The following is a 24,960-nucleotide window of genomic DNA, read 5'->3' as shown; positions in this document are numbered from 1 at the left end:
AGGTTTAATTTTCAGTGCTTGGTCAAAAGATGCGATCGCTTCTTCAGTGCGTCCTAAATTTCTTAGCGCAATCCCCCTGTTGTTCCAAGCTTCGTGGTCATCAGGTTTAATTTTCAGTACTTGGTCGTAGGATGCAATTGCTTCCTCATTGCGTCCTAAAATATTTAACAAAATGCCCCGTAAGTACCAAACTAGATAAGTATCAGGTTTAATTTTCAGTGCTTGGTCAAAAGATGCGATCGCTTCTTCAGTGCGTCCTAAATTTCTTAGCGCAATCCCCCTGTTGTTCCAAGCTTCGTGGTCATCAGGTTTAATTTTCAGTACTTGGTCGTAGGATGCAATTGCTTCCTCATTGCGTCCTAAAATATTTAACAAAATGCCCCGTAAGTACCAAACTAGATAAGTATCAGGTTTAATTTTCAGTGCTTGGTCAAAAGATGCGATCGCTTCTTCATAACGTTTTAAATGTCTTAGCGCACTGCCCCGGAAGTACCAAGCTGCATGATCATCAGGTTTAAATTTCAATGCTTGCTCATAGGAAGCGATCGCTTCTTCATAACGTTCTAAATCATCTAATGCATTGCCCCGGAAGTACCAAGCTGCATGATCATCAGGTTTAAATTTCAATGCTTGGTCGTAGGATGCGATCGCTTCTTCATAACGTTTTAAATGTCTTAGCGCATTGCCTCGTAAGTACCAAGCTAGGTGTAAATCAGGTTTAAATTTCAGTCCTTGATCGTAGGATGCGATTGCTTCCTCATTGCGTCCTAAAATATTTAACACAATGCCTCGTAAGCACCAAACTAGATAATTATCAGGTTTAATTTTCAGTGCCTGGTCAAAAGATACGATCGCTTTTGTATAATCTTGTTCGCTAAAATGCAAATTTCCCAGTTTCAACAGTAATTCTGCTTGGCTACTAGTTTCTTGATGGTTTTCTGCAAGTAATTCTTGAATTTCTAGTATTTTTTGAGTTCTTTCTTCTGGTGTTAGCGTGAGATATTGTTCATAGTTTCCATCTTGGAGTATACGTGATGATTCCTGCTTGAGAGTTTCTGCATTTATAGGAAAGTCAAACAACCCCGAACGCCAGTCAAAGAAGTCTGGGGCGCGTTGAATAAAATATTTAATAGCAAATAGAGGTAGAAAGAAAACAAAACAAATATTAAAGCTATCTCTAAAACGTTCTCGCTGTTGATTCAGGTTAATTAAAACAGGCGGTACACTCTTCCAACTATATGAATAAATATCTCTACTATTCCAGTCTGTCAATCTTTTAGACTCTTCATATTCATAAAATGAATGCTCTAAACCTGTAATAAATAAAATATCTATCTGTTCTTTGTTATCTAATTTATCTATGATTTCATATAAATTAGTAACAGCTTGCTTTAATCGCAAAACCTCAATTTCTTTATTAGTAATATCTTCTTTAACTTTGCCAATTAACTGCTCACCCTCAGCCGGAGAACAACGAGCAAATAACAAGCCAAAGCCTTCTGTAAAGTTCAGAGTACGGACTAAAGCTTGATATTCTTCATTTGGTTCTGTTGGTAAATCTTTATCCCAATCAGTCAGTTCCAGTTTCATCAAGCTGTGTCTCACTAAGGTTCAAATTAGCAAAAGTATCCTGAAATTCTTTAATTCCTTTAATTAAAGGATGAATATCATACCAACATTGAATTTGTTCTTCTTGATCGCGGTAGCGATATTCCAAAATACAGCGATTGAATAATAAGTTACGGTGTTGTTCATCATTTACTATTTGTTTAGAATGATAAACTTTGGCTAATGCTTGCCATTCATCTGCATAAACTGTATTGCGGTAAGTAATTCTAGTTTCGCTAATTGACCGTTGTAAAGCTCTATTCGTAATGGGTAGATTATTAGTATATTTAATTGCTTCCTTCATTAATAATAGCAAATTCCGCACATGACCTCCACTCATTAAGCATAGTTGCTGTAAAGCTTCCGGCTGCTGAAACATATTTGTAATAGAAAGGTTAGGGTCAATCTGACTCACCCGCTTTTGTAACAATTCCTTGACTTTATCAATTCCTCGTTGATAACTTTCATTTTCAGGAGTTTGCACCATAATCATTGGTAAAACTTGAGCATCACTACCATAGATATCTCGTAAATCTGTTGCGCGGTTAGAGAACACCAATGAAATCGGTACTGTATAAATTAGATGGCAATTTAAAGCTTTGAGTTGTTCGCTACGATCTAAAAAAATATGTTCGTGATTGCTGCGTCCATCTTCCTGGGGTATGGGTACAATCCGATCTAGATTATCAGCGATGACTACCAATTGAGAATATTCGGAAGGTAAGCGTTTTTTTGCATCTTCAATAAATTGATTCAAAGCCAAAATCAAAGTTTGGGTGTGGGGGTTAACTCGTTCGCGGATTTTGTGGCGGAGACTGGGTTCGGTTCTCAATTTGGCTGTGATTTTGGCAAAAAGAGGAATTTCCTTCTCTACCTCCAGACCTTCTAAAGATACATCAGGTAGCAAATCTTTTAAATCATGCCAGCGGCTTTTCAACCATGACACCAAAGGTTCAGGATTAGCGTTATCTTTTAATGCTTCTAATAAACGTCGTGTACAAGCAAGGAGAATATCTGTATATTGGGCATCTTCTGGCTCGATATCTTGTTCATCGGCGGCAAAATAGACAACAAAGCAACCTTGCTCGTTTAAATATTTATGAAGACGCAGCAATTCTGTTGATTTGCCTGCACCACGATGTCCAGCATAAAGTTGACAAGTCTTTCTGTCTGACAACAAAATCTCTCTACCCACCTCTACCAAAATGTCGCCATCTCCTCGCACTTCCTGACAATCGACATAAGCCGGGTCTCCTGCGGGTAAGGGACGAAATGGGTCAAAAACGTTGTATATCCTTTTTAAAGTTGCAAAATCCTGAGCCATAGGTAGAATTTACTAGTTTAGTGCGATAATAACGCAAGTTTACATGGGGATTGGGTAATCAGCAGCCCTAAAATTCATTAGTGAAGTTCTGACACTCGTTGACTAGTATCAAAGGCTCATTAATGAAGCTCAAAGACTCATTCACGAGTATTAAAGACTCATTCACGAGTATCAAAGACTCGTCGGCGAGTATCAAAGACTCGTTCACGAGTATCAAAGACTCGGCGGCGAGTATCAAAGACTCGGCGACGAGTATCAAAGACTCATCGGCGAGTAAAAAAGACTCGTTGGCGAGTATCAAAGACTCGGCGACGAGTATCAAAGACTCATTCACGAGTAAAAAAGACTCATCAGCAAGTATCAAAGACTCATTAACAAAGACACTAACAGGGAAGGAAAAAATCTTTACTTCTTTGTTCTTACACAAGAAAAGCCGGAGTTAAAGTTTTTCGCCACGGATTCACCAATTTTTGCAATTCCCCCGACAACCAGCCATCAAATTGCGGATAAACTGGCAAACGGGGCACCAATTCCCACCCCGCAGGTTGTAAAATTTTTCTTAATGCCTGTTCCTGAACATGAGGATAATCAGGATTTACTTCATCTTTTGGCCCAATTCCGCCCAAATCTCGCGCACCAGCTTCGATACAAGCGAGTAACCATCGGTCATCTTTAACTAAATTCGGCGGAATTTGAATAGTAATATCTAGCGGTAAAATCTGACGTGCTTTAGCAATTACTTCTGGTAACTCATGGGGGTCAAAAGGTGGTGCATCAAAGGTTTGCTGATATCCTGGACTATGGGGTTGTAGGATAACTTCTTGAATGTGGTGATAACATTGATGCAGTTGAGATATAGCTGTTAATGTTTCCCACCAATCATCTACAGCTTCCCCAATTCCTAACAGTAACCCAGTTGTAAAAGGAATCTGCAACTCTCCCGCCCATTGTAATTGTCGTAAACGGACTTCTGGTAATTTACTCGGTGCGTGCCGATGTACACTATTTAACAATGTTGGCGTTAACTGTTCCAACATCAGCCCCATCGAAACATTCACACACTTGAGCTTTTCCATCTCCTCAAAACTCAGGGGTCCCGCATTCGTATGTGGTAAAAACCCCATTGAAAGCGCTAATTCACACAAATCATAAACCCGCCCAAACCACGCCTGACGCCTTGGCGAATGGGGATGCACTTCACCGCTGAGTATGAGGATTTCACAGACTTTTTCACTTTTAAGTGGTTTTAAAATACTTTCTGCATCTGAGAGACTCATCCAGGGACTTTTACCCGGTTCACTGCGAAAGTTGCAGTAACTACAGCGATTAAAGCACTCGTAAGTGGGAACGATTGTATAAGCAGGGCTATAGGTGACAAGACGAGAATTATTAATTGGCATAAGCAGGATAATCTAAAAGAATGCCTTGCTCAAACTATATAGATTACTGTGTGACCAAATAATTACTAATTCGTAATTAAAGGTACAAGCCTCTGACTTTAGTTATGGAGATAAATAAATTTATTGCTTATTTCAGAGCAAGTGAGTTCAGTCATGAGGTAATAATTACAAATTACGAATTATTTTGACTGTTGTTATTATGATATTAGATAAACAATAACTATTTTGCTTTATAAATTTCTGGTAACTGCCACCAAGTAGCATGGGGATACTCGTGATGTTCCTCGTGGTAGCCAAAATGATAGCAGGTGATAAATGACCACCAAATTGGACGGCTAATTGTTTGGGCACGATGAGGCTGAATATAACCTCCTATGGGTTCGCTATGAGGTAGAAAAGTACCAAAATAAAATAATTGGAATGAACTTAAAAGCGAGGGAATCACCCAAAAGATTGTTAGATTAGCGTGGGGTATATGAAAGATGTAATTAGCAAAGTGATAGATAAGAGTCAGAGCAATTATTTGTCCCCAACTCCAGTAACCCTTCATAAAATGAAAATACCAAGCAAAGAAGTTTTTGTATTTACCATTATGAAAATCTGGGTCTGTTTGACTTGCTGGATTGTGGTGATGCACCCAATGTTTTTTCAATAATTTTTTATATGGTAAAAGACCATAAAGAGATAGGGTTAATGTCCCAATAAGATGATTAATCTTAGTGTTCTGGGGAAACACTACCCCATGCATAGCATCATGTGATGTAATAAATAATCCCGTATATAAAAATGTTTGCCATAGGATAACAGGCAATAACATCCACAATTTTAACTTAGAGATGTCAAGGCAAAGTAATAAACTCAGGCTAATGATCCATGCGCTAACAATGACAATAGCAATGAAAAGTCCCTTAAACTGAGATTTACTTTTCACTACTGGGGTCAGTTTTGTTTGATGACTGGGTTGTTGTTCTAATTGAATCACGCTTTTACTCCGCCTAGTATTCAGGTAAAAATTCCTAAAATATAGTCACCACAAAAACTACTAACCACGAGCCAGAAAACTGTTTTAGTGGTCAGTGTCAATACTTAAAAATGTTTATAAATATTAAGATACTTTAACTATTATTACACATACAAGCCGATACCAACAAATATTTTTGGTTGAGATTGGGGAAAATCTAAGTTATTACACTGAAATAAGTGGTAATCTATAATAACTAGTATTTATCCTATAGTAGTTTCTAAATAGCCAAAGCTGGTGAAAAGGATGCAACACATTTTGCTATCATGACTCGCACTCGCGTTTAGTCACATAGTGACGATAGCGAAACATTGCTTCTAGTTGCACTTGCACTAACCAACCACTGACAAATTCAACTGTTCCTCCGCCAGGCATAGAGAAGGAGATAGCATCAGTTAGCCTAGTTTTGCCATTTTCCGGTTCAAATTCATGTCGATGTACCCAAGATTCAAAAGGGCCAGATATCTGTTCGTCAGCAAATAGGCGATATTTTTCACATACAGTATGACGCGCTAACCAAGTTAAGGGTAATGGGCCGAGAAACAGGCGAAATTCTGTGATAGCGCCCACATTCAGCCCTCCCTCACGACGAACCACTTGGACTGGCTGCCAAGGTGGATTCAGCAGTTGCAAAATATCTGGCCTTTCGTGAAATTTCCAAACTACTTCTGGTAGGGCATTAATTACTGAGGAATGTTTAAAGTGCAGCATGGAAAGAAAAACCTAAAATTCAACTTTCGGATTCGGTATCAATCTCGATATCTAGGGTATCTTCATCAACTCGTACATACAAAATATTAGGGTTACAGCAAACTTGACAATCTTCAACATAAGATTGTTGTCCTCCAGCACTCAAATCAATAAAAGTTAAGTTCGGTTCGCCGCAATAGGCGCAGTAATACTCAGCTGTATTTTGCATCAAGTTTTCAGCTATGAATTCAATGGCTGTAATTCCTTTGGGGATGGGTTGATATAACTCTTAGCATCAGCCAAATGTTTTAGTAGTGTAGAGTGTGGCAGAGGCCCTTGCAAGTGGCTCCAGGGTAATACTTGCTCTGTTGACCACTCGGCGTGGACGTAAAAATCTAAATCGGGGATTTGTCCTTTGAGTTGTTTGAAAGCCCGTTTGTAGCTACCCAAGGAGTCACCAAAATTACGAGTAAGTTGAAGAAGTTGAGACACTCTGCGATCGCCTCTGGATAACAAAGCTTGTATAATCGACCAATTATAGCTTTCTGGGCGAAACTCTATCCCCTGCGGTTTTAGCTGTTTTTGCAAAAATTGTAACCGCTTTTCTGCTTGGCGATTCACTCCAAACCATTGAAATGGTGTGTGTGCTTTGGGTACAAAGGTGCTGCATCCGTATGTTAACCGCAATCCCGGCGCAGCTTTTTTGATACTACGCATCATCGCCACAGTTTGCTCTAAATCCTCTGATTCTTCACCAGGAATTCCTGCCATTCCATAGAGTTTCAAGCTTTTTAATCCGCCAGCTTTGGCATTTATCGCAGCTTGGATAATTTCATCGTTATCCAGCTTTTTGTTGATGATTTGCCGGATTTTCTCAGAACCACTTTCTACAGCAATGGTAAGCGATCGCGTGTCTCGTTTCGTCAAAGTTTCTGCTAACTGAACAGTTACAGTATTGGTTCGCACTGATGCAATACTGAGACGGACATCATCATACTTTGGCTGACTAATATAATTTAGCAAAGTCTCAAATTCTGGATGTTGAGTTACTGAAGCCCCCAATAATCCTAGCCGATTTGTAACTTCTAAACCTTTTGCGATCGCTGGAATTAATGAACCTTCAAGACTGGCTGTCCTAAAAGGCAGTGTGAGATAACTCGCCAAACAAAAGCGGCACATTTCTGGACAACTTCTTACCACTTCCACCATGTAAATATTTTCCCATGCAGCTTTTTCAGTGACTACAGTCGATGCTGATAGAGTATTTCCCCGATAAGTTTGCTTTTGCACCACTGCGGGAATTTCTGGAGAAATTGGTTTAATTGACTTTACTGCACCATCTATTACGTGATATTCAACTTCATACAAACTGGGAATATAAATTCCTGGGACTTGTGCAAGTCTTTTTAGTTGAGTTTGTCTTGAGGCATTTCTCACTTCTTTGTACGCCTCAATAAAATTTCCCAGTAGGTTTTCGCCATCCCCCAGTAAAATTACATCAAAAAAATCTGCAAAAGGTTCGGGATTAGCTGTGAGAACGGGCCCACCACCAAAAATTATTGGATGAGAATCATCGCGAGAAGTTGCTAAAATGGGTATTTCTAAAAATTCCAGTAAATTTAAAATATTCACATAATCCAGTTCCCAGGAAATGGAAAATCCCACAATTTCCGGTGTTATGGGGAGTTGTTCGTGAGTATCTGTAAACAGGCGACTTACTTGCACATCATCACGCATTGCCAAGGTTCCCCATACCACCTGATAGCCGAGGCTAGTGATACCTACGCTGTATTCATTGGGAAAGGCAAAAATGATTGGGATAGCGTCGGTGTCTGGGGTGACGGGGGTAAAAAGGAGGCGTTCAGAGGTAAATACAGATGATGTCACAGGTGTTTATTGGAGGCAAGTTTATCTATATCTAATTTTAAGCCATAGAATAATGAAGTTAAAAACTAATGTCATGCCGTTAGCAAGAATAATCGGTAATGATTGTAAATATATTCCATAAATTAACCACAAAAAAACACCAATCATGAATGTAATAACTGTAACAAAAGAAACATCTTTTGCTGATTTTGTTTGCCACATTTTAAACATCTGTGGCAAAAAAGAGATTGTGGTTATTGTGGCAGCCGCTAACCCTAGAATTGTCAGAAAATCCATTTATACAAACCTATAAAATAAAGTTTTTATTGCTTAAAAAATTAGAACCTGATTTGTATAATCCTGTATTAATGTCTTTGATTTTACATTTTAACGTGAGTTAGAAAATAGAGAAAACAAAAAGGTAAAAAGTTAAACTCCTTTACCTTCTCCTTTCAGCTTTATCCTAATAATTCAAACAGATGTGATTGATACTAGCAAAACCGATTAATTCTTTACGGGATAACTGCAATAGTAAAGGCGTAAACTCTTCTGGTGATAACGCTAATAAAGGTTCAATAATTGCTTGAAGCTCATTATCTATTTCACCAAAGCGAACTTTGAGCAAGTTTTCCACCACCGAGCGTTCTCCCTGCTGAATTCCTTGTTGTATCGCCTGTTCTCGCTCTTGTTGGTATAGTGCTAATCGCATATGTAATTCCCTATCTTCCTGGTTTTGATTTTGAGCGACTTGTAAGTTTTGTTGCAAGTTTTACAGCAATTCTAACGCTGCTTTTGAACTAGACACAGAATCAAAAACTGAAGGGCATGATTTTGCGATTAAACAAAATTTTATTGAGAAAACGTTCTCTTCTAGAAACAGTTAATGACCAATTAAAAAATATTTACCCAATTTAACACACTCGTCACCGCAACATTTATAATTTCATAGTTAATGTTATCGCTGGTTTCATTGGGGTAAAAGTAGCCTAGACGCATTTTTTTGCCATGCATCGCCTGAAAGTATTATTCAGACAATGTTTGATAAAAAACGAATAATTAAAAGACCTAAGAACGTCGATTTAGGGCAAAAAAGAAAGGTTGAGGTGAGTTTTTAAAATCCATAATTCCTAATACAGTATTGTCGTCTACTTTCCTAAAATAGTCATTAATAGGTAAATAATCATAGATCATCGTGGCACTAATTTTCCCTCGATATTCCATGCTTCGGAGTCTAGCTTGACTTTTCTCTGTTTTCAGTAAGGAATTAGTCAGCATTAGCAAAGGTTTAAAAGAATTATTTTTGGGAATCGGAAACTTTAAAATCCAGTTTATCATATTAGCATTGAACGCTACCTTAAAAATTTTTTTCTGACTATCTAAAAATAACAAAGGGTGAACATTCTCAGGATCAACAAATTCCTTCCCATACCAATTAGACATTTCTAATAAGCCATCCATAGGGTGATCTGTATGAAGTCCAGAGCCTTGCCAACGACCAAGCATAAAGTCTAAATTCACTGGTTCAAGAGCGTCAAACAACTGTAAAGCTCTTTCTGTCGTAGTTTTACCAATTAAAAGAATTGACTGGTAGAGTTCTAATGTTTGCATTTTTTCTGTTACCGTTATTATCAATTAGATTCATCTGAAGTTTTATTATTACATTTACCTTGGCTAATTAGGCGCAAATTGTCTTTTAGGCATTTTAGGTACGATTAGTTCCGAGCGTAAATCACCCCGTACCATTGATTTACAACAAATTCAGTAAATCGCAAAGTTTTTCTCAAGGGCGAGCGCTAATTAAATTTTACGTAAACTTAGGTATAAAAACATATATGCATAAATAAAAATTATCAAATTGAAAATAGGTTAAAAAAATAAAATTAAATTATAAGAGGGTGTTTGAAAAGTTTTGAGGGGTAAAAATTTATGCCAAACGTCGCACCATGATCCAGATCATGGCAAGGTAGATAAAAGTCTCCGAACGCCAATTACGAAAGTACATGTATACCGTTTACCAATTGCGGAAGTCTCCTGGTAGGTTTCGCCCAGTACATCAAGAGTGTTAATACATAAAAAATCGTGTTGATTACTTGCCACATCTCTACAACTCTTGGATGACCACCTGTTTTGGCTACTGGAATTAACGGTTCTTGCAATTCTCATTGATCTCGGGTTAGGTTGCTGGAGTATGCTTTACTCATGGCTCTCAATGGTGCTGTATCTACTTATTACAGTTTATGCCTTGAGAGCTTTTTTTACTCAACTTCCTACTTTTCAAACATCCTCTTAACAAGAGGCACAATAGTAACTGGAACTATTTTCAAAACATATCGTAAAGAATCCTGTTGCCTGAAAGCTAGGGAATGTCGAAATCCAAAAAAATTATATGAATACTGAAGACTTATTAAACCAAGGATTAAACCACAATTTGCAAGGGGATTATCAAGGAGCGATCGCAGCTTACACCCAAGCAATCAAGCTCAACCCTAACTATGCTGAAGCTTACCATAATCGAGGAATTATTCTCAGTGGTCAACTCAAAGATTATCGCAGTGCGATCGCAGATTTCAATCGCGCCATAGAAATCAATCCCAATTTTGTTACAGCTTACTGTAACCGAGGTAATGCTCGTTACTTTTTAGCCGATTATGAAGGAGCGATCGCTGATCATAACCAAGCATTACAAATAGATCCCAATTTAGCCCAATCTTACCACAGCCGGGGTAATGCTTACTTTGCCTTAGAAAAATACGACAAAGCGATCGCTGATTATATCCAAACAATAGAAACTAGTACCCAATTAGCTAATAATATCAATATTGATATTGCCAATGCCTATCATAATCGGGGTGTAGCTTGTTTTGAGAGCGGTGATCATCAAGAAGCCATCGCCGATTTCCAGCAAGCTTTACAGTGGCATCCCCATTTTGCCGCAGCTTACAGCAATCGGGGTAATATTCATCATATATTAGGCAATTATCACGAAGCGATCGCTGACCACGACCGGGCATTACAATTAGATCCCAACTTAGCAGAGGCTTATCATAACCGAGGTAATGCCCACTACGCTTTAGCAGACTATCAAAGTGCGATCGCTTCTTACAACCGCGCCCTAGAAATCAACCCCAAGTTTGCCGGGGCATATTACAATCGGGGTCTGGTTCTTGCTCATCTCAAAGAATATCACCGAGCAATTGAGGATTTTAACCAAGCATTAAAGTTGAATCCTGATGATTTGCAAGCCTATTGTGAGCGGGGTCTTGTCCGTACTACTCTTGAGGATTATCAGGGTGCGATCGCAGATTATGACCAAGCGTTACAAGAAAATCCGACTTTAGCTTTAGTATACGGCTTTCGGGCGAATGCTCGTCGCCGACTGGGAGATTATCAAGGTGCAATTGAAGATAGCAATCGCCTATTACAACTCAATCCTAATTTAGCTGAAGGATATTGCGATCGCGCGGCGGCTCGTCGTTCTTTAGCAGATCATAAAGGAGCAATTAAAGATTATGATCGGGCATTAGAGATTAATGATAACTTAGCCGCAGCTTATTATGGTCGGGGTATTGCCCGTGAAGCCCTGCAAGACTTACAGGGAGCAATTGACGATAACACCCAAGCAATAGAGCTTGTGCCTGAATTTTCTCAAGCGTACTGCAATCGAGGAAATGCTCGTCGTCTTTTAGGAGATGAAAAGGGAGCGATCGCAGATTATAATCAAGCATTACAAATTAATCCTGATTTAATTGAAGCATATTACAACCGAGGTTCAACCCACTATGCTTTAGAAGAATATGAAAGTGCGATCACAGATTACACCCAAGCTTTGGAAATTAATCCCCAATCTGCTGCATTTTATAGCGATCGCGCTAATGCTCGCTATGCCTTAGAAGATTTTCAAGGGGCAATAGAAGATTACAGTCGAGCGATTGCGATCGACCCCAGTTTTGCTGAAGACTGGTACAATCGGGGTCGTAGCCGTTCTTTATTAAAAGACTTACAAGGAGCGCTTGCAGATTTAAACCAAGCCTTAAAGCGTCAGCCTAATTGGGCTTCAGCTTACATTCTTCGGGCAGATGTCTACCAAAATCTGGGAGACTTTCAAGGAGCAATTGCCGATTTCCAGAAATCCGCTGACTTATATTACCAAGAAGGAAATATCCAGTATTCTGAACAAATTAATCAGCTGATTGAACAGCTTCAATGAAGAAATTGGGTATTGGGCACTTGTACTGAGCGACTTGCCCTGACTTGTACTGAGCGTACCCCTGCGGGGAAGCAAGCTACGCGTAGCGTCTCCAAGAGAAGCCGAAGATAGCGTAGTCGTAAAGCCTGCGGCATAGCTACGCTTAGGGCGCAGCCTCTCCAAGAGTTGGGAGTCGAAGTATTGGGCATTGTCACACTGGAATAAATGAATTTCCAGATTTTGAATTAGTTGTTGAGTTTGATGTCAAATCCGATGTAAATGAGATTGTATACGCCACAACAATTCTACACCGCTAGCACTACCACCCACGATCGCAATGCTAATTGGTTCTTGAGGATTTTTACTTACAGCTTCAATTAGTTCATACCAATGTTCCAATAGCTGCGATCGCATATTCTGCTGCACCTGATACAGACACTGTGGCTGGAGTACTGCCAATATCAATAGACAGTACATCAAAATCTACCGCAAGTCCGTTAGCACAAAGAACTTTGTTATTTTCCAAGTCTAGGGCAACTACTCTGTTAATATACAACTGTGCTTAAGCAAAGGTCGTAAATCAATATGGCATTCCTCGTGGCTGTTGAATCCAGCAATGTGTCCTGGTAACATTCCATCGGCTGTCTTTTGATTTGCAGTAATCAACGTCAAACGTACTTTGGATAACGGCTTCATTCCAAACATTCTCAGGACAATTGATGGCTGTGATTGCCACCAATCAGCACTAAGTCTTTAAGTATCGTATGTTGACAGTAATCATTAATTATTTTCATACTGTAAAAAATATTTCAAAAAACATTTCATCAACAAATAACAGTCAATTCTCAAAAATATGTCTGAAGATACATGCTTTTCAGCAAAAAGTTAACTAAACTCAGTATAATTTACAAAAGCAACGTTTAAAAATAGCAATTGAACAACTAGGGAATAGAACAATAGAAACCAGTCTCGCTGTTATTAATGATTTAGAGCAAATTGCCCATAATTATCCACAGTACCACTGGATAATCATGGAGATTCTTACTAATTTTGTCCGACAAAATGCTCATTACACGCCCCAAAAGGAAGTAACAAGCAATATCGGGGCAAAAGTTCGTGCAGATATTCAAGCAGCCCTTACCGTTATCGCTAGAAGAGATGTAAGTAAATCGGCGGGAATAAATCAAACTATGTTAAGTAATGTCAAAACATTGAGATTGGCTTTTAGTAGGGGCTTTAGCCCTAATATCAGGGCTAAAGCTCTGACTACAAACCGGGAATTATTTATGTCGAGCTACTTAAATAAAGACCCAGAAAATGAGCAACTTGATTTAAGTCACGCGGACATGAGAGGAGCAAACCTGAATAGGGCGAACCTAGAACAGACAAATCTCTATCAAGCTAATCTTGCTGGGGCTAATCTCAGAGAAGCTAATCTTGCTGGGGCAATCCTCAGTGCAGCTAACCTAGAAGGAGCTAACTTATATCTAGCCAACCTAGAAGGAGCAATCCTCAGTGCAGCTAACCTAAAAGGAGCTAACCTCTCTGGAGCTAACCTGCATTGTGCAAGCTTATATCTAGCTAGGTTGGACGGGGCAGTTCTTGATGATGCCATACTTGATGGGGCAAATCTTAGGGAAGCCAAATTTTCTAAGTAAAATACTAGTACCGCAAGGTGTAAATCCAGCTACCATTTCAATTAACAAGACTTGGGGCTTAACAACGGGCAAAATCTCCTTGTTAAAAGTAGTCAAACTTCCGCCACAGTTTACTATAGCAGTTCTAAATGATTCGTAAACTTCTTTCCTTCTTCTTTTGGCGCTCTTCTCTAATGAGATGCTGCGCGTTGGCGGAAGCCTCTTGCAGAGATGGCGGTAGCCTGCGGCAAGTCGCAGCGCGTCTACGATAATTTTTACAATTCATATAATAATGTCCGCTAAATTACCCATAGAATAACCCCACCCCCAACCCCTAAGAGCAGGCTCTTAGGGGAGCTAAAGTGCAGCTTAGGCAAAGTAGGGTTCTCTTATGATGCTTAATTGCCCTGACATCATATCAAATAAGATTGCTATAGTACGGTTTATCTACGAGACGCTACGCGTTCGCCTCTAGTCTGGTAGATAAGGGGGAATTCGTCATTCATAATTCGTAATTCTTGTACCACAAGCGTTTCATTGTTTTTGAATCGTGGTTTATTTCTGTCGGAACGTATAAGTATATTCAATGTTATTCCTTAGTTCAATGAGTGCCTTGACACCTATTATAATTTTTTGCTAAATGCTATACTATTTTGCCCAAATATCTAAGTAATAATTCTAGGTTGTAAGGAAAATCTTTACCATGTCTTCTAAAAAGACAGACTCTCCGTTGAATTGGTTGATAACTATAACAGTTATATTTGGCTTCTCATTGACTGTAATTTTATTCGCGTTGTCCAGTATTAAGGAGTTGTCAATTCAGGAAAAAATCCAATATAGAAACCAAGCATTAACAACTACTGCAGTAGTTTTTCTAGCATCGGCAGCAATATTTAATACTTATTATGCATCAAAGCGTGCCCAAGCGATGCAGAAAAATGCGATCGCAGCTGAGAAAAACCTGGAAATTGGCATTCAGAATGCCAAAATCAATCAAGACAGATTGATTTCAGAACGCTTTATGGGGGCAATTGCCCAGCTTGGTCATGATAAGATTGAAACCCGAACAGGTGCAATTTATGCATTAGAAAGAGTTGCTCAGGATTTTCCTACAGAACACTGGACAATCATGGAAATTCTCACTGCCTTTGTGCGAGAGAATGTACCTATCCACCAGGTGAGGGTAGAGCAACAAAAGCCAGAATATTCACCAGCAGATTACTCAGGTAGGCGTAGAAGTGGGTCGCGTCCGACTCAGCAGTTGGAGCAAAACCTGAATGAAGAATTGCCAAACATCCGCACGGATATTCAAGCAGCCCTAACTGTCATCGGCAGGCGTAATTTACTCGAAGACCCAAAAGATCAGAAACTTGATTTACGCAATATCGACATCAGACGAGCAGACCTGCTAGGAGTTAATCTCCAACAAGCAGACTTACGTGGTTCTGATCTGAGTGGGGCTGACCTGCGTGGAGCTGACTTGAGTGAGGCTGACCTGAATGGCGCTAAACTCGTTAAGTCTATTCTCTATGAAGCTAAATTACAAAAAGCTAGCCTATGTGGAGCAAACCTTTGTTGGGCTAATCTCAACCGCACTAATCTTTGTGGGGCAAACATGCGTTCAGCCAACCTCTGTGGCGCAAGTCTGCGTATAGCTAATCTGCAAGGAGCAAACCTCTATAAAGCCAACTTGCAACAAGCAACCTTAAAAATGGCCAATCTCTCTGGAGCAAAGTTGTTTCTTGCTAACTTGCAAGGAGCAAAACTGGGTAAAGCCAATCTGCACATCACGGGTTTAATTGGTGCTAACCTTTCAGGGGCTAACTTAAATGGGGCCAACCTTTCTGGGGCTAACTTGAATGCAGCCAAACTTCACCAAACAGAAGTCTATTTTGCCAACCTCTCAGAAGCCAGCTTAACGGAAGCTGACCTGCATCAAGCAAACCTCATCGGAGCAAACTTGTATAGGGCAACCTTTTATCAAGCTAACCTGACTCAGGCAAACCTGATGGGAGCTAACTTCTCAGAAGCTAACCTCAGTAATGTCAAACTGGAAGGGACAATTTTAACAGGGGCTAAAAACTTAGAGTTGCAGCAGATTAGAAAGGCACTTGGCGATCGCACTACTCGCCTACCTGATTATATAGAAGTACCGACAGATTGGCGGCAGTCTGGTTAAGTTATCTCAGCATCATTAGTTATTTGGGCGCATTCTACCGTTTTCACCTAATGCTATAGTTTTTACCAAAAGTCTCCGTAAAAATTCTGGAGATGAGGAAGAAACATAATTTATGTCTGATAACAAGACAGACACTCTGAGAAATCAGTTAATAGTTCTAGAATTTATATTTATTTTTTTTTAATTGCTGTTTTTTAGCCTTTGCAAAGGGCGATCGCACAACAATCCTACAGGAAATCTTCAACCACTGGAACATTGGAAAGCTTAAGTTTCACCCTTTGAACCTCAACGTCGAGCCTTTTAACCTCAACGTCGAGCCTTTTAACCTCAACGTCGAGCCTTTGAACCTCAACGTCGAGCCTTTGAACCTCAACGTCGAGCCTTTGAACCTCAACGTCGAGCCTTTTAACCTCAACGTCGAGCTTTTTAACCTCAACGTCGAGCCTTTTAACCTCAACATTGAGCCTTTGAACCTCAACGTTGAGTCTTTGAACCTCAACGTCGAGCCTTTTAACCTCAAACGTGACCTTTTTAAGATATAAGATTGGCTAGAGTGACTGCAAAATCTAACTTATCGGTATAACCTGATAAATATTCCCCAAGCAAGAGATAAACAATAGGACACCTGTCTTATCTTAGTATTTCTATAAGAATAGGAAAAGGAGATGTCTCTAACAAAAGGACTAAGAAGTTTAGATTTAATTCGGGAGCTTCGGCAGCAACTCAATCTTTCTCAGAAAGAGTTTGCTGCTAAATTAGGAGTTTCATTCAAAACAGTCAATCGCTGGCAAAATGGGCATACAGTGCCTTCACAGATAGCATTAAAACTAATAGAAGAAATGTTACGGAAAATGGGTGAACCTGGTCAAAGGCTGCTAAACCAGTATTTTCCAGAAGCAGAGTAGAGTTATGACTCATAAAGTGAGGACATTTAAACCAAAAGACATCTTTGCTGGCGGTAGAAACAAGGGCGCAATCATTCCAGAGCAACTGCTGCACTATACTATTGCTTTGCTATCCGTAGCCTTAGCACTGGGAGTAACGATGCTGCTCCGTCCATATCTGAGCACAACGCCTTCTGCACTATTTTTTGCAGCAGTGATGGTAAGTGCCTGGTATGGGGGTTTCGCACCAGGACTACTGGCAACTGTTTTCTCTACTTTGGTAGTCAACTACTTGTTTCTTCAGCCGCTCTATCCGCTGTACATTACACATCAGGACATTTTAGTGCGGCTGGTCGTGTTCATGATCACAGCAGGGTTAATCATCTGGCTCAACGAATCACGCCGCACAGCTCAAAAAAAAGCTGAAGCGAACCTCAAGTCCCTACGCCAAAGTGAGGCAAGGTTTGGTCGCTTAGTAGAGTCCAATATTATTGGAATCATTATGGCTGATCTGAACGGCTCGATCATTGAAGCCAATAATGCCTTTCTGCAAATGCTTAATTATACACGCGAGGATCTGCGCTCTGGTCGAATCCGCTTGGGCGAGATCACCCCACCCCAATACCTTGAGGTGAGTGAGCGATCAATTCAAGAACTGAGAATTACCGGGGGGTGTAAGCCTTTTGAGCAGGAATATATCCGTAAAGACGGCTCTCTAATTCTTGCCTTACTTGGCTTCGTCAAGCAGGAAGAGACTATCATTGGTTTTGTTCTTGACTTGAGCGAACGACAAGCCGCGCTACGCCATCGCAACCAGGTAGAAGCAGCGTTGCGTGAAAGTGAAGCCCGTTTTCGTCATCTGGCAGACACTACTCCCGTACTGGTGTGGATGTCTGGCACAGACAAACTCTGTTATTACTTCAATAAACCCTGGCTAGAGTTTACCGGGCGGACTCTGGAGCAAGAGATGGGCAACGGGTGGGCTGAAAATGTTCATGAAGATGATTTTCAGCGTTGCTTAGACACATACATCAATGCTTTTGATGCCCGACAAGATTTTAAAATGGAATATCGCTTCAGACGCAATGATTCCGAATACCGTTGGATTTTGGATACTGGTGTGCCTCGGTTTACACCAACTGGGGAATTTCTCGGCTATATTGGCTCCTGTGTTGATATCCATGATCGCAAAGTTGCCGAAGCCGCCCTGCAACAACTGAACGAAATGCTGGAGCAACGGATTCAAGAGCGCACCCTCCAACTCGAAGCTGCGAACAAGGAACTCGAATCCTTCTCCTATTCAGTCTCTCACGACTTGCGAGCACCGCTTCGCCACATTGCCGGATTTATAGAATTGCTTCAAAAGCGGCACAGCTCAACAAGTACGTTAGATGAAATAAGTCAGCGCTATTTAAGAATAATTGCCGAAACTGCCAAACAGGCAGGAATACTAATCGATGAGTTGCTCACATTTTCCCGCATGGGGCGCAGCGAGATGCGCTACATCAATCTGAATATGGAGCAACTAGTGCAAGAGATAAAACGCGATTTGGTTAGCCAAACCCCAGGACGTACAATTAATTGGCACATAAAGTCAGTGCCAGAAGTACAAGGCGACCCCTCGATGCTGCGGCTCGTCCTTCGCAACCTCATAGGCAATGCCATAAAATATACCCAGACTCGAAACCCAGCAGAAATTACTATCGGAAGTACTGACAATGAAAACGAAGTTGTCTTTTTTATACAAGATAACGGCGTAGGTTTTAATATGCAATATGTCCACAAGCTATTCGGAGTATTTCAACGCCTACATAGCGACCAACAATTTGAAGGTACAGGTGTTGGATTGGCAAACGTGCAACGCATTATTCATCGACATAATGGCCAAGTCTGGGCAGAGGCTGTAGTTGATAGTGGAGCTACCTTCTATTTCTCACTACCTAAACTGTCCAAGAAGGAGGGCGAATGAAAGAACTCAAGCGAATTCTACTGATTGAAGACAGTGCTAATGATGCAGAGTTAATATTGGCCGCCTTGTCAGAAAATCATCTCGCCAACGAAGTAGTGGTAGTGCGTGATGGAGAGGAAGCACTAGATTATCTCTATCGCCGGGGGCTGTTCCGGTTGCGAATGCAGGGGCATCCTGTTGTAGTGCTGCTCGATTTGAAACTGCCTAAAATCGATGGACTAGAAGTACTGGCACAACTAAAATCTGACCCAATAATGCGAATGATTCCGATTGTGGTACTAACTTATTCGCGTGAGGAGCCAGACTTAGTTCGATGCTACGAGTTAGGTGTAAATGCGTATGTCGTCAAGCCTGTAGATTACCATGAGTTTGCCGATGCTATCAAAGGTCTGGGACTGTTTTGGGCAGTGATTAATCAGCCACCCCTTGGTGCTCTCCCCTCTGTACCTCATCGTCAACAGGAGGTTAAATGATGAATGTCCTGCGTTTTCTGCTTTTGGAAGACAGTCCCTTAGATGCAGAGCTTGCCGAAGCGATATTAACTGAAGGAGGAATTAATTGCGAACTGATCAGAGTCGAAACCGGTGCTGATTTCTTGACTGCTCTGGAAACAGAGGGTTTCGATTTAATTCTTGCCGATTATGCCTTGCCTTCTTTTGATGGAATTTCTGCTCTGAAAATTGCCCGAAATCACACTCCAGAGGTTCCTTTTATCTTTGTCTCTGCCGCATTGGGCGAAGAATTAGCGATCGAAGCCTTGAAGAACGGTGCAACTGATTATGTATTAAAGCAACGACTAGGGCGGTTAGTTCCCTCGGTGCAACGGGCATTACGGGAAGCCAAGGAGCGCCGGGAGCGCCAGCAAGCAGAGGAATTGCTACAGAAGAGTGAAGCCAGATATCGCAGAATTGTTGATACCTCTTATGAGGGAATCTGGATGATTGACTCTCAATCACGAACAGAGTTTGTGAATCAACGGTTCTGTGAGATGTTAGGTTATCCGGCTCAAGAGATGCTCGGTCGTTCTATGTTTGATTTTATGGCTCAGGGTGATGGGATAGTAGCCGAAGAGATACTAAAGTGGCTAAAGGGAGAAAGGAGTGATCTTAAAGAAGGTCAATTGCGCTGCAAGGATGGTTCGTATATCTGGACGCTGATTTCTAGTAGAGCTATTTTTAGTGAAGAAAATGAGTTCTTGGGCGCGATCGCCATGATAACTGATATCAGCGATCGCAAACGCACTGAATCAGAACGCGATCGCCTTTTCCAACTTGAGCAAACAGCCAGGGCAGAAGCAGAGGCTGCTAACCGGATAAAAGATGAGTTTTTGGCGGTACTTTCCCATGAATTGCGATCGCCACTGAATCCAATTCTCGGTTGGTCAAAACTATTACAGAGCCGTAAATTTGATGAGACAGAACTCCAAAAAGCCCTTAAAACCATTGAGCGCAATGCTAAATTACAAGCTCAACTAATTGAAGACTTGCTTGATGTTTCTCGTATTCTCCAAGGCAAACTCAATCTCAAGATGATACCAGTCAATCTAGCATCCACCATTGAAGCAGCAATGGAGACAGTGCGTTTAGCAGCAGAGGCTAAAACCATTCAAATTGAGATGATGCTTGATCCGAAGGGGAAAGTTTTGGGTGATTCAGCCCGCTTACAGCAAGTTTTCTGGAACCTTTTATCGAATGCCGTCAAATTTACACCGATTGGGGGAAAAGTAAATGTGCGATTGGAGTATATCGACGCTCAAGGGCAGATTACCGTCAGCGATACAGGTAAAGGCATTCACCCAGACTTTTTAGTTCATGTGTTTGACTATTTCCGTCAAGGTGACAGTACAACAACTAGAAAGTTTGGTGGGCTAGGGTTAGGTTTAGCGATCGCTCGTCACTTAGTTGAGATGCACGGTGGAACGATTTCGGTCGAAAGCCTTGGTGAGGAGCAAGGAGCCATCTTCACAGTTAGGTTACCACTGCTCAAGGACAGTGCAACAATCGAGGATGACCCGAATACTGATTCCTCAACTGCCATTTTTGCCTCCTCTCCCCTGATGGGTGTACAAGTCCTAGTTGTGGATGACAATACTGATAGCCGCAACTTTTTCAGCTTTGTGCTGGAACAGTTTGGCGCGATCGTCACCGCAGTCGGATCGGCAGATCAAGCATTACAAGCGCTAACACAGTCAAAGCCAGATATCTTACTCAGCGATATTGGAATGCCAGAAATGAACGGCTATATGCTGATGCAACAAGTGCGGGATCTGGAAGCAGAAGTAGGGGGAAAACAGATTCCAGCGATCGCTCTGACTGCTTATGCAGGCGAAATCAATCAGCAGCAGGCACTAAGAGCGGGGTTTCAACAGCACATCGTTAAACCTGTAGCACCAGAGGAATTGCTCATGGCGATTTCCAATTTAGTCAGATGTGTTTAGGTGTTTCTGAGAAATCTGAGTAATTAGATGAACCTCGTTAAAACGTTAACCCAACCGGATTAGATGCGATCGCGCACTGAAGTGATTGGTAGCAAATGGGTTGGTTAATTTAAAAAACAATTTAGCAAAAGAACTTTCAAGAGTGAAATATATCACTAAAATTATAAAGCTATTAAATTTAAAGATATTTTTAGTGATTGAAGTTTATTTATTCCTGATACAAATATTTCCTTATAACTGAATTTCCTCTGATTGTGGGCGCTGTTACAACGCGTAATTTGGAAAACGTTTACTATACCTGAGTACTTTCACAAAACAAAAGTAGTTCATCAGGAACATAAGTATTTTAATACTGGAGAATAATATCATGTCCACCAAATTAACCATAAGAAAAGAACCCCACCCTAACCCTCCCCTTTCTAAGGGGAGGGAATTAAATTTCCTGTTTCCCCCCAATACATCGGGGGGATTAAGGGGGGTAATTCGACTTGTATGTACACCGCAGGCGGGAAGGTTAGCTAAAGCTATGCTTTAGCGGGGTGGGGTTCTGGGTATTATGCTTAATTGCCCGGACATAATATAACTTGCTGTTATCCTATCCAGCTAAATCGCAGTCGGCTGGTAGATTTTCAACAATTTTCTTTTTTTATGAACTCTGAATCGATAATAACTATTAGCAAAAAGGTAATATAAACTTTCTAAAAGGCTGCACAAAATCAAGCATACTTCCGCCGAATAAACAAGGGGATTCTGCCCTTTGTTCAAAAGCAAGCTCACAGGTAATTGGTATAAGGATAAAAACTTAATTTATTTAGTTTTTTCTGCGCCACTAGTTAAGAGGTAATCTATGGTGCGAAACTCAAAGCTAGGGTACAGAACGTTCCCTAAGTTTATTCTGCGTCCATCCGTTGCTATAGGTATAATTGCATCTTTATTAATTTGTGGAATAAGTTTTTATATAGTAAAACGCTGGCATTATGCAAATTCAGAGGCACAAATGCCAGCAACACAATTGCCACAGTTAAAAACAGTAACAGCTTTAGGGCGGATTGAACCACAGGGAAAAGTAATTAAACTCTCTGCTGCGGTGTCTACAGAAGGAAGTCGGGTAGAAAAGTTGTTAGTGAAGGAGGGGGATAGGGTAAAAGCAGGACAGGTGATTGCGATTTTGAACAGCCGCGATCGCTTGCAAGCAGAATTAAAAGAGGTGCAAGAACAAGTGAAAGTAGCCCAGGCAAACCTAAACCGCATACAAGCAGGTGCTAAACCCGGTGAAATTGCCGCCCAAAAAGCTGCGATCGCTCGACTCAAAGCAGAACACCTTGGCGATATTAATGCCCAAGCAGCAACAATTGAGCGATTCCAAGCCGAAGTGCGTAATGCCCAAGCAGAAGACAAACGCTATCAGCAACTATTTCAACAGGGTGCAATTTCCACCTCCCAAGGGGATACCAAGCGTTTAAACTTGGAAACGGCCCAAAAAAGCCTGCAAGAATCACAGGCACAGTTAAATCGCACTCAATCAACTAGCCAGCAAAAGATTAAAGAAGCCACAGCAACACTCGATGAAATCGCCGAAGTGCGCGGAGTGGATGTAGAAGCTGCTCAAGCAGAAGTTAATCGTGCCATAGCAGCCATGAATCTGGCAAAAGTCAATCTCGAACAGTCCCAGGTGCGATCGCCCCAAAATGGACAGGTATTTGAGATCCACACCCATCCTGGGGAATTAGTATCAAATGATGGCATTGCAGATATTGGACAAACCAGCCAGATGTATGTCATAGCCGAAGTCTACGAAAGCGATATCGGCAAAGTGGATTCAGGGCAGCAAGTGCGAGTATTTGGTGATTACCTCCCGATTGAATTGCAAGGAATCGTAGATCGCAAAGGCTTGCAGGTGCGACGGCAGAATGTTATTAACACAGATCCCGTCAGCAATATCGACAACAGAGTAGTAGAAGTCCATATCCGACTAGATCAAGCCTCCAGCCAAAAAGCTGCCAACTTAACCAATATGCAAGTTAAGGCAGTAATTGAACTATGAAATGGGCATGGGGCAGGGGGAGCAGGGGGAGTAGGGAAGAGTTAAAACTGGATTTATCCACCTCAGATACTCGTTGATCCACCTTTGATACTCGTTGATCCACCTCAAAGACTCGTTGATCCACCTTTGATACTCGTTGATCCACCTCAAAGACTCGTTGATCCACCTTTGATACTCGTTGATCCACCTCAGATACTCATTCATCCACCTTTGATACTCGTTGATCCACCTCAAAGACTCGTTCATCCACCTTTGATACTCGTTGATCCACCTCAGATACTCGTTCATCCACCTTTGATACTCGTTCATCCACCTCAAAGACTCGTTCATCCACTTCAAAGACTCGTTGATCCACCTCAAAAACTCGTTGATCCACTTCAAAGACTCGTTGATCCACCTCAGATACTCGTTCATCCACCTAATCTCTCTATTCCTAATGCCCCCTGCCCTCCACTTCTTATGATGGGATTAATTAAACAACTGCGACGACGAACCCCTCTAGGATGGCTGCAACTGAATTATGAAAAAAGCCGTTTGTTAGTGGCATTGTCAGGTATTGCCTTTGCGGATCTTCTCATGTTTATGCAGCTTGGCTTTCAGACTGCGCTGTATGACAGTAACACCAGACTGCATCGCAGTTTGCAAGCAGATATTGTTTTAACCAGTCCCCAAGCTCGTAACTTGCCAAGCTTGTCTACATTTTCTCGTCGGCGACTTTATCAAGCAATGGATATACCAGGGGTAAAGTCAGCAGAACCAATGTATTTCAACAACACAATTTGGAAGAATCCCCAAACACATCGTGAGACGGGGGTGTTAGTTATTGGCTTTAATCCAGACAAGCCAGCCTTTGACTTAACGGATGTTAACCAGCAATTGCAGAAAATTAAGCTGCCAGATACCGTTTTGTTTGATCGTGGTGCAAGAGGAGATTATCAAAAAGCGATCGCTCAAATTGACCAAGGTAAAACCCTAACCACCGAAATAGAACGGCGCACAATTACCATTAGCGGCTTATTCCGAGTCGGGGCTTCCTTTGGCGCAGATGGCAACCTGATTACCAGCGATCAAAACTTTTTGCGGCTATATTCCGGGCGACAGTCAAGTAGCGTCAGTCTAGGTTTGATTGTTCTTAAACCAGGCTATGACTCGAAAAAAGTAGCTGCAATATTGAAAGCCTACCTCAGAGATGATGTCAAAGTATTAACCCATGCAGAATTTATTGAATTTGAGAACAACTTCTGGAGAACAAATTCCCCAATTGGGTTTATTTTCAGCCTGGGTGTATCGATGGGGTTTGTGGTGGGCGTGATTATCGTCTATCAAGTCCTCTCCACCGATGTTAATGCCCATGTTCGGGAATACGCCACCTTTAAAGCAATGGGATATCGCAATTATTACCTGCTAGGTGTGGTGCTTGAAGAATCGTTGATATTGGCAGCACTGGGCTTCTTCCCCGGATTGGGAGTGTCCTTAGCACTTTACCAACTGACTCGCATAGCTACAAATTTGCCCATGTACATGACTGCGATTCGGGCATTGCAGGTATTAGTGCTGACTATCATTATGTGTGCAATTTCTGGTGCGATCGCCACCCGCAAACTCCAAGCCACCGACCCCGCTGATATGTTTTAAAAATGGGCATGGGGCATTGGGATAATTAACAATCCCCAATCTCAAATCGTTCGACTGAAGCGAACGCGTAGCGTCTCTAA

Annotated in this window: 21 protein-coding genes and 3 pseudogenes; 11 read left to right on the top strand and 13 right to left on the bottom strand. The window is 41.2% G+C overall.

Features of this window, described 5'->3' with window-relative positions; genetic code table 11:
• The 10 genes from V7K40_RS12700 to V7K40_RS12655 all read right to left on the bottom strand — a co-directional run.
• A partial coding sequence (locus tag V7K40_RS12700) for a tetratricopeptide repeat protein (protein WP_334959991.1) occupies nt 1-1,590 on the bottom strand: 1,590 nt, incomplete at its 3' end.
• The gene (locus tag V7K40_RS12695; RefSeq protein ID WP_334959988.1) at nt 1,571-2,932 is read right to left on the bottom strand and encodes an ATP-binding protein; all 1,362 of its coding nucleotides are present in this window, start codon (nt 2,930-2,932) and stop codon (nt 1,571-1,573) included. The genes V7K40_RS12695 and V7K40_RS12700, both read right to left, overlap by 20 nt.
• A gap of 67 nt (nt 2,933-2,999) precedes the next feature.
• Nucleotides 3,000-3,359 (bottom strand): hypothetical protein, encoded by a 360-nt coding sequence (locus V7K40_RS12690; protein WP_334959986.1) that lies wholly within the window; start codon nt 3,357-3,359, stop codon nt 3,000-3,002.
• Nucleotides 3,352-4,332, bottom strand: coding sequence for a 7,8-didemethyl-8-hydroxy-5-deazariboflavin synthase subunit CofG (gene cofG, locus V7K40_RS12685; RefSeq protein ID WP_334959984.1), 981 nt, complete (start codon nt 4,330-4,332; stop codon nt 3,352-3,354). The genes V7K40_RS12690 and cofG overlap by 8 nt, the downstream gene beginning before the upstream one ends.
• Nucleotides 4,333-4,552: 220 nt before the next feature.
• Complete coding sequence (gene crtW / locus V7K40_RS12680) at nt 4,553-5,314, bottom strand: beta-carotene ketolase CrtW (protein WP_334959982.1); 762 nt, start codon at nt 5,312-5,314, stop codon at nt 4,553-4,555.
• Between the two features lie 303 nt (nt 5,315-5,617).
• The gene (locus V7K40_RS12675) at nt 5,618-6,064 is read right to left on the bottom strand and encodes an SRPBCC family protein (protein ID WP_334959980.1); all 447 of its coding nucleotides are present in this window, start codon (nt 6,062-6,064) and stop codon (nt 5,618-5,620) included.
• 19 nt (nt 6,065-6,083) lie between these two features.
• Nucleotides 6,084-6,272, bottom strand: a complete 189-nt coding sequence (locus tag V7K40_RS12670) for a CPXCG motif-containing cysteine-rich protein (RefSeq protein ID WP_012411100.1) — start codon at nt 6,270-6,272, stop codon at nt 6,084-6,086.
• 11 nt (nt 6,273-6,283) lie between these two features.
• Entirely contained in the window at nt 6,284-7,930 is a 1,647-nt protein-coding gene (locus V7K40_RS12665) for a radical SAM protein (RefSeq protein WP_334959978.1), read from the bottom strand.
• 21 nt (nt 7,931-7,951) lie between these two features.
• The gene (locus tag V7K40_RS12660; RefSeq protein WP_334959976.1) at nt 7,952-8,206 is read right to left on the bottom strand and encodes a SemiSWEET transporter; all 255 of its coding nucleotides are present in this window, start codon (nt 8,204-8,206) and stop codon (nt 7,952-7,954) included.
• Between the two features lie 166 nt (nt 8,207-8,372).
• Entirely contained in the window at nt 8,373-8,618 is a 246-nt protein-coding gene (locus tag V7K40_RS12655) for a DUF4351 domain-containing protein (RefSeq protein WP_334959974.1), read from the bottom strand.
• A gap of 95 nt (nt 8,619-8,713) precedes the next feature.
• Here V7K40_RS12655 and V7K40_RS12650 point away from each other — a divergent pair.
• Nucleotides 8,714-8,821, top strand: a pseudogene (locus V7K40_RS12650) (transposase); the annotation flags it as partial.
• 153 nt (nt 8,822-8,974) lie between these two features.
• Here V7K40_RS12650 and V7K40_RS12645 read toward each other — a convergent pair.
• Both V7K40_RS12645 and V7K40_RS12640 read right to left on the bottom strand, forming a co-directional pair.
• A complete protein-coding gene (locus tag V7K40_RS12645) occupies nt 8,975-9,517 on the bottom strand; it encodes a DUF4334 domain-containing protein (protein ID WP_334959972.1) in 543 nt (180 codons plus the stop codon).
• A 406-nt stretch (nt 9,518-9,923) separates the two neighbouring features.
• Nucleotides 9,924-10,065: pseudogene (locus tag V7K40_RS12640) on the bottom strand (transposase); the annotation flags it as partial.
• Between the two features lie 230 nt (nt 10,066-10,295).
• On the opposite strand from V7K40_RS12640, the gene V7K40_RS12635 reads away from it, so the two are divergent.
• On the top strand, nt 10,296-12,116 hold the full coding sequence (locus V7K40_RS12635) for a tetratricopeptide repeat protein (RefSeq protein WP_334959970.1): 1,821 nt from the start codon (nt 10,296-10,298) through the stop codon (nt 12,114-12,116).
• Between the two features lie 246 nt (nt 12,117-12,362).
• Here the strand turns inward: V7K40_RS12635 and V7K40_RS12630 are convergent.
• Nucleotides 12,363-12,889 (bottom strand): annotated as a pseudogene (locus V7K40_RS12630) (FAD-dependent oxidoreductase); the annotation flags it as partial.
• A gap of 132 nt (nt 12,890-13,021) precedes the next feature.
• On the opposite strand from V7K40_RS12630, the gene V7K40_RS12625 reads away from it, so the two are divergent.
• The 9 genes from V7K40_RS12625 to devC all read left to right on the top strand — a co-directional run bounded on the left by V7K40_RS12625 (nt 13,022) and on the right by devC (nt 24,880).
• Nucleotides 13,022-13,753, top strand: coding sequence for a pentapeptide repeat-containing protein (locus V7K40_RS12625; RefSeq protein WP_334960009.1), 732 nt, complete (start codon nt 13,022-13,024; stop codon nt 13,751-13,753).
• Nucleotides 13,754-14,435: 682 nt separating this feature from the next.
• Nucleotides 14,436-15,911 carry a pentapeptide repeat-containing protein gene (locus V7K40_RS12620; protein WP_334959969.1) on the top strand — a complete coding sequence of 492 codons (1,476 nt, stop codon included), beginning with the start codon at nt 14,436-14,438 and terminating at the stop codon, nt 15,909-15,911.
• Nucleotides 15,912-16,189: 278 nt separating this feature from the next.
• On the top strand, nt 16,190-16,453 hold the full coding sequence (locus V7K40_RS12615) for a hypothetical protein (protein ID WP_334959968.1): 264 nt from the start codon (nt 16,190-16,192) through the stop codon (nt 16,451-16,453).
• A 123-nt stretch (nt 16,454-16,576) separates the two neighbouring features.
• The gene (locus V7K40_RS12610; RefSeq protein WP_334959967.1) at nt 16,577-16,816 is read left to right on the top strand and encodes a helix-turn-helix transcriptional regulator; all 240 of its coding nucleotides are present in this window, start codon (nt 16,577-16,579) and stop codon (nt 16,814-16,816) included.
• Between the two features lie 4 nt (nt 16,817-16,820).
• The gene (locus V7K40_RS12605) at nt 16,821-18,764 is read left to right on the top strand and encodes a PAS domain S-box protein (protein WP_334959965.1); all 1,944 of its coding nucleotides are present in this window, start codon (nt 16,821-16,823) and stop codon (nt 18,762-18,764) included.
• Nucleotides 18,761-19,237, top strand: coding sequence for a response regulator (locus V7K40_RS12600; protein ID WP_334959963.1), 477 nt, complete (start codon nt 18,761-18,763; stop codon nt 19,235-19,237). Before V7K40_RS12605 ends, V7K40_RS12600 begins: the two co-directional genes overlap by 4 nt.
• Nucleotides 19,234-21,201 carry a response regulator gene (locus V7K40_RS12595; protein WP_334959961.1) on the top strand — a complete coding sequence of 656 codons (1,968 nt, stop codon included), beginning with the start codon at nt 19,234-19,236 and terminating at the stop codon, nt 21,199-21,201. Before V7K40_RS12600 ends, V7K40_RS12595 begins: the two co-directional genes overlap by 4 nt.
• An 847-nt stretch (nt 21,202-22,048) precedes the next feature.
• Complete coding sequence (locus tag V7K40_RS12590; protein ID WP_334959959.1) at nt 22,049-23,245, top strand: ABC exporter membrane fusion protein; 1,197 nt, start codon at nt 22,049-22,051, stop codon at nt 23,243-23,245.
• A gap of 462 nt (nt 23,246-23,707) precedes the next feature.
• On the top strand, nt 23,708-24,880 hold the full coding sequence (gene devC, locus V7K40_RS12585; protein WP_334960007.1) for an ABC transporter permease DevC: 1,173 nt from the start codon (nt 23,708-23,710) through the stop codon (nt 24,878-24,880).
• Nucleotides 24,881-24,960: the final 80 nt, after the last annotated feature.

The sequence above is a fragment of the Nostoc sp. genome (assembly GCF_036917195.1).
Classification (GTDB): Bacteria; Cyanobacteriota; Cyanobacteriia; order Cyanobacteriales; family Nostocaceae; genus Nostoc.
The sequence above is the reverse complement of the archived record's forward strand: the minus strand, read 5'-3'. Positions and strand labels throughout refer to the sequence as shown.

What these genes read in the sequence shown, in the direction of transcription:
- V7K40_RS12620 (WP_334959969.1), top strand. Translation starts at nt 14,436, where the DNA reads ATGTCTTCTAAAAAGACAGACTCTCCGTTGAATTGGTTGATAACTATA.
- V7K40_RS12595 (WP_334959961.1), top strand. Translation starts at nt 19,234, where the DNA reads ATGATGAATGTCCTGCGTTTTCTGCTTTTGGAAGACAGTCCCTTAGAT.
- V7K40_RS12605 (WP_334959965.1), top strand. Translation starts at nt 16,821, where the DNA reads ATGACTCATAAAGTGAGGACATTTAAACCAAAAGACATCTTTGCTGGC.
- cofG (WP_334959984.1), bottom strand. Translation starts at nt 4,332, where the DNA reads ATGCCAATTAATAATTCTCGTCTTGTCACCTATAGCCCTGCTTATACA.
- devC (WP_334960007.1), top strand. Translation starts at nt 23,708, where the DNA reads ATGGGATTAATTAAACAACTGCGACGACGAACCCCTCTAGGATGGCTG.
- V7K40_RS12590 (WP_334959959.1), top strand. Translation starts at nt 22,049, where the DNA reads ATGGTGCGAAACTCAAAGCTAGGGTACAGAACGTTCCCTAAGTTTATT.
- V7K40_RS12645 (WP_334959972.1), bottom strand. Translation starts at nt 9,517, where the DNA reads ATGCAAACATTAGAACTCTACCAGTCAATTCTTTTAATTGGTAAAACT.
- V7K40_RS12675 (WP_334959980.1), bottom strand. Translation starts at nt 6,064, where the DNA reads ATGCTGCACTTTAAACATTCCTCAGTAATTAATGCCCTACCAGAAGTA.
- V7K40_RS12600 (WP_334959963.1), top strand. Translation starts at nt 18,761, where the DNA reads ATGAAAGAACTCAAGCGAATTCTACTGATTGAAGACAGTGCTAATGAT.
- V7K40_RS12655 (WP_334959974.1), bottom strand. Translation starts at nt 8,618, where the DNA reads ATGCGATTAGCACTATACCAACAAGAGCGAGAACAGGCGATACAACAA.
- V7K40_RS12610 (WP_334959967.1), top strand. Translation starts at nt 16,577, where the DNA reads ATGTCTCTAACAAAAGGACTAAGAAGTTTAGATTTAATTCGGGAGCTT.
- V7K40_RS12695 (WP_334959988.1), bottom strand. Translation starts at nt 2,932, where the DNA reads ATGGCTCAGGATTTTGCAACTTTAAAAAGGATATACAACGTTTTTGAC.
- V7K40_RS12635 (WP_334959970.1), top strand. Translation starts at nt 10,296, where the DNA reads ATGAATACTGAAGACTTATTAAACCAAGGATTAAACCACAATTTGCAA.
- V7K40_RS12670 (WP_012411100.1), bottom strand. Translation starts at nt 6,272, where the DNA reads ATGCAAAATACAGCTGAGTATTACTGCGCCTATTGCGGCGAACCGAAC.
- V7K40_RS12660 (WP_334959976.1), bottom strand. Translation starts at nt 8,206, where the DNA reads ATGGATTTTCTGACAATTCTAGGGTTAGCGGCTGCCACAATAACCACA.